General features: G+C 75.5%; 5 protein-coding genes. 4 read left to right on the top strand and 1 reads right to left on the bottom strand.

Annotated elements, in window-relative coordinates; translation table 11 throughout:
* Both NH602_RS28785 and modA read left to right on the top strand, forming a co-directional pair.
* Positions 1-740, top strand: a 740-nt coding sequence (locus NH602_RS28785; RefSeq protein WP_308292890.1) for a regulatory protein RecX, incomplete at its 5' end; no start/stop codon positions are given.
* A 790-nt stretch (positions 741-1,530) separates the two neighbouring features.
* Entirely contained in the window at positions 1,531-2,310 is a 780-nt protein-coding gene (gene modA / locus NH602_RS28780) for a molybdate ABC transporter substrate-binding protein (protein WP_253069450.1), read from the top strand.
* Positions 2,311-2,317: 7 nt separating this feature from the next.
* Here modA and NH602_RS28775 read toward each other — a convergent pair whose 3' ends face one another.
* Positions 2,318-3,442, bottom strand: coding sequence for an alpha/beta hydrolase family protein (locus tag NH602_RS28775; RefSeq protein ID WP_253069449.1), 1,125 nt, complete (start codon positions 3,440-3,442; stop codon positions 2,318-2,320).
* Positions 3,443-3,684: 242 nt separating this feature from the next.
* Between NH602_RS28775 and NH602_RS28770 the strand changes: the two genes are divergently transcribed.
* Positions 3,685-3,978, top strand: a complete 294-nt coding sequence (locus tag NH602_RS28770; protein ID WP_246352660.1) for a hypothetical protein — start codon at positions 3,685-3,687, stop codon at positions 3,976-3,978.
* Complete coding sequence (locus tag NH602_RS28765; protein WP_253069448.1) at positions 3,975-4,130, top strand: hypothetical protein; 156 nt, start codon at positions 3,975-3,977, stop codon at positions 4,128-4,130. The genes NH602_RS28770 and NH602_RS28765 overlap by 4 nt, the downstream gene beginning before the upstream one ends.
* Positions 4,131-4,182 lie beyond the last annotated feature (52 nt).

Here is a 4,182-nt window from a genome sequence, read left to right as displayed (position 1 = left end):
GGGGCGCCCGCCGCAGCGGACCCCGTCGCGACCGCGCGACCCCGCGTCGGCGTCCGGCCGCCGCGGCAGGCGCGACCGACCGGGACGCCACGGCCGCCGTGCCCGAGGGCACCGGGCCGGACCCGGTCGAGGAGAGCACCACCCCCCGTGGCCGGCGCCGCGGAGAGGGCCGTGGCCGGGGGAGACGTCGGGGTGAGGACGTCACCCCACGCGTCGAGACACCGCAGGAGCAGGAGACCCGCGCCCGCGACATCTGCCTGCGCCTGCTCACCGACCGCGCCCGCACGGTCAAGGAGCTCGGCGACGCGCTGCGTCGCAAGGAGATCCCCGACGAGGTCGCGCACCGCGTCCTCGACCGGTTCGACGAGGTCGGACTCGTCGACGACCAGGCCTTCGCCGAACAGTGGGTCCGGTCCCGCCACCGCCACCGCGGCCTCGGCAAGCGGGCGATCGCGATGGAGCTGCACCGCAAGGGCGTCGACCGCGAGATCGCCGACGAGGCGCTCACCGGCATCGACGACGAGTCCGAACGTGACCGGGCCCGCGAGCTCGTCGTACGGCGGCTGCGGAGCCTGCCCGTCGGGAGCCGCGAAGAGCGGCAGTCCAGCGCCCGCAAGCTGGTCGGCATGCTCGCGCGCAAGGGTTACGGGCCCGGGGTCGCCTACGGGGTGGTCAAGGAGGAGATCGCCGCCGCCGGTGCGGAGGCCGACGAGCTGGGCGAGGCCCCGCCCGAGGACTGACCGTCCCGGGACGGGGCCCCCGCCCGGTCACGACCGCACCACGCGCCCTCCCGGGCAGCGGGGCGACCGCCGCGACCCCCGCGCCCGCCGCGACCGGCGGCGTCGTCGCCGGGTCGGACAGCGCACCCGGAGCCCGCGGGATCCCGCCGGCCGGGGTACCGCCCTCGGATGGCGCGTCCACGGCGCACTGGAGCTGCTCCAGGCCGGTGACCAGCCAGTTCAGCCCGTGGTCGCGGGCCCGCTCGGCGGTCGCCTCGACCGGCCCGGTACCGGGGGCGCAGCCGACGTCACGGCGCCCACCCCGGCGCCCGCGCCGCCGAGCAGCACCACGAGCACCCCGGCACGGCACCCGCCCGACGCCTGCGGCGGCGACGCCGCGACGGCTCCGGTGCGATCTCGACAGTGGTCTCGACCGCGCTCATCGCCGCACCGCCGGACCCGGAGTGGACCGGTCCCGCCCGCGGGTCGCCCCACCGCCGTCGTCCCCGGGGTCGGGGCCCCCGGCGGGACCAGCGTCTCCAGCGCCATGCACCGTCTCCTGCGTCGTGGCGGCACGATCCGCCACCGCGGGTGCCCCTTCCGGTCGTTGCGCAGAGCAAGCCCAGAGGGCGCTGAGCGATCACCGAGAGTCCACATTCGAGCCGCACGGCGGAGATCCGGTTCTGCGTGCCGATCAGGGATGCGTAACCGGTGACTGCGTGCATAGGATGCCCGCCGAGCCGCAGTTCGTGATCGGCGAACGGCGCGGGGAGTCGATCCCGGGAGGGTGTTCGTGAGGATCCGAGGACGAGTGGCCGGCGCCGCGCTGGCGGTGACGGCGCTGTTCGCGCCGGCGGGCTGCGGCGGGGGAGCCGGGGGCGGCGGGACCGCCGCGCAGCCGGGCGGCGAGACGCAGGGCGGCACGCTGACGGTGTTCGCCGCGGCGTCGCTGACCGGTACGTTCGGTGACCTGGAGAAGAAGTTCGAGGCCGCCAACCCGGGCACGGACGTGGTGTTCAACTTCGCCGGGTCCTCGGCCCTGGCCCAGCAGATCAACCAGGGCGCCCCGGCCGACGTGTTCGCCTCGGCCGACCAGAACAACATGACCAAGGTGACCGACGCGGGCAACGCCCAGGGGCAGCCCGAGGTCTTCGCCACCAACACCCTGCAGATCGCGGTCGCGCCGCAGAACCCGAAGCAGATCGCGTCGCTGCAGGACCTGAGCAGGCCCGGCCTGCGGACCGTGGTCTGCGCCCCGCAGGTGCCGTGCGGCTCGGCGACGGAGAAGGTGGAGAAGGCCGCCGGCGTGGACATCACGCCCGTCTCCGAGGAGCAGGACGTCAAGTCGGTGCTGCAGAAGGTCACCACCGGCAACGCCGACGCCGGGGTCGTCTACCGGACCGACGTCGCCGCGTCGACGGGGCAGGCGCAGGGCGTCGACATCCCGCAGGCGTCGGAGGCGGTCAACCAGTACCCGATCGTCGTCTTGAAGAACACGAAGAACGCCGAGCCGGCGCAGAAGTGGGTGCAGTTCGTGAACGGCGACGAGGGCCGTCAGGTCCTCGGGGCGGCCGGCTTCGGCGCCCCCTGACCCCGGTTCAGGGCACGGGGACCGACACCCGTCCCACGAGCCACGGATAGGAGTCCGACAGGGCCTGGGAGAACAGGTCGAAGTCGTGCCCGCCCCCGGGCACGATCACCAGCCGGTTCTCGACACCGGCCCGGGTCGCCACCGCCGACAGCGTGTGCGCGGCGGCGGCCGGATCGGTGTCGGCGTCACCCGCCTCGAACCAGCCGGCGATCCCGGGGGCCCGGTTCGCGGCCAGCAGCGTCGCCGGGTCGTGTGCGGCGAACGCGGTCTGCGACCCGCCGAACAGCCCGGCGACGGTGTCCGGGACTCCGCCGTTGGAGTCCCCGACCCGCGGGCCGAGCAGTCCGGCGTAGTCACCGAACGTGGCGAACACCGTGGGATGGCGCAGCGCCAGCATCGCCGCGCAGCTGCCGCCCTCGGACAACCCCGCCACCGCCCACGACGGCCCCGGCGGCCGCGTCCCCAGCAGCCTGCTCACCACCCGGGGCACGTCGCGGGTCAGGTAGGTCTCGACCTTCGCCGTCGGGGTGTCGACGCACTCGGAGTCCGCGGTGTAGGTGCCGTTGACGTCGGGCATCACCAGGATCGGTGCCACCCCGTGGTGCTGGGCGGCCCAGGCGTTCGCGACGTCGGCGGCGCCCCCGGAGTCCACCCAGTCCACCGGACGGCCGGGGGTCCCGTGCAGCAGCACGATCACCGGCAGCTGTGGCCGGGGCCGTTCGTACCAGGCGGGCGGCACCCACACGACCGCGGGCCGGGCCGCGAAGTGCGACGCCGTCCCCGGGATTGGGATCTGCACGACCTGACCGGTCGCCGGGACCTTCCGGCTCAGCAGCAGCTGGGCGACCCCGATCCCCTCCGCCGGTCCGGTCCCGGCCACGTCGCCGACGGTCCGCAGGTAGTCCAGACCGGCGTTCACCCCGACCAGGGCGCTCGCCGGCAGCACCACCGCGACGACGCCCGCCGCGCCCAGCCGGGCGAGGATCCGCAGCGACCGGTACCGGGACCGCCCGGCCCGCCGGACCCCCAGGACGACCAGCACGAGGACCACCACACCGGCGAGGACGAACCCCGTCACGAACTGCCACGTGGTGATCGGGACCGCGTCGATCCCGGTGGTAACGGCGTCCATGGACCGCTCTCCTCGTGTCGTGCCCGCGAGATCATCCCCTGCCGCTGTGAGTCCCGGGTGAGAACCCGGTGAGGATCTGTTGAGTCCACTGTCCGGAGCGGTGACGCCGGTCCTGGCGTCGCCGGTGTGGAGTCGACGATCGTCGGGCTGCCGGCGCACATCCCGCTGGTGCACGGCGTCGTGGTGCTGGTCCCGCTGACCGCCCTCGGACCGGTGCTGGTCGCGGCCGGCCCGCGCCACGGGTGCGTCTGGTCTGGCCGACCGTGGTGCTCGCCGCGGCCACCCTGGCCCTGGTCCCGGTGACCACCGAGGCGGGGGAATGGCTGGAGCACCGACTGCCGCGGACCCCGCTCACCCGGGCCCACGCCGAACTGGGCGACGGGCTGGTGCCGTGGGTCGCCGGGCCGGCCGTGGTCGCCGTCGTGGTCGCGGTGCGCACGTCGTGGCGGTCCGGGCCGGGCGTCGCGTCCCCGCGACGGACGGCGGCGGGGCCCCGGAGGTCCCGGCCGGGACGGCGCCCGGCGGGACCGTCATGACGGTGGTCGTGGCCGTGCTGGCCGTCGTCGTCGCGGTCGGGGCGGTGGTGACGACGGTACGGATCGGGGACTCCGGGGCGCGTGCCGCGTGGACCGGCCAGGTCGCCGAGCAGCCGCTGGGCGGGTCGCAGGGGGAACCGGACGGCGGCTGACCGCCCGCCCCCTGACACCCCGGCGCGCCGCTCAGCGTGGCGCGCCGTGCCA

The organism is Pseudonocardia sp. McavD-2-B (assembly GCF_024124365.1).
GTDB lineage: Bacteria > Actinomycetota > Actinomycetes > Mycobacteriales > Pseudonocardiaceae > Pseudonocardia > Pseudonocardia alni.
The sequence above is the reverse complement of the archived record's forward strand: the minus strand, read 5'-3'. Positions and strand labels throughout refer to the sequence as shown.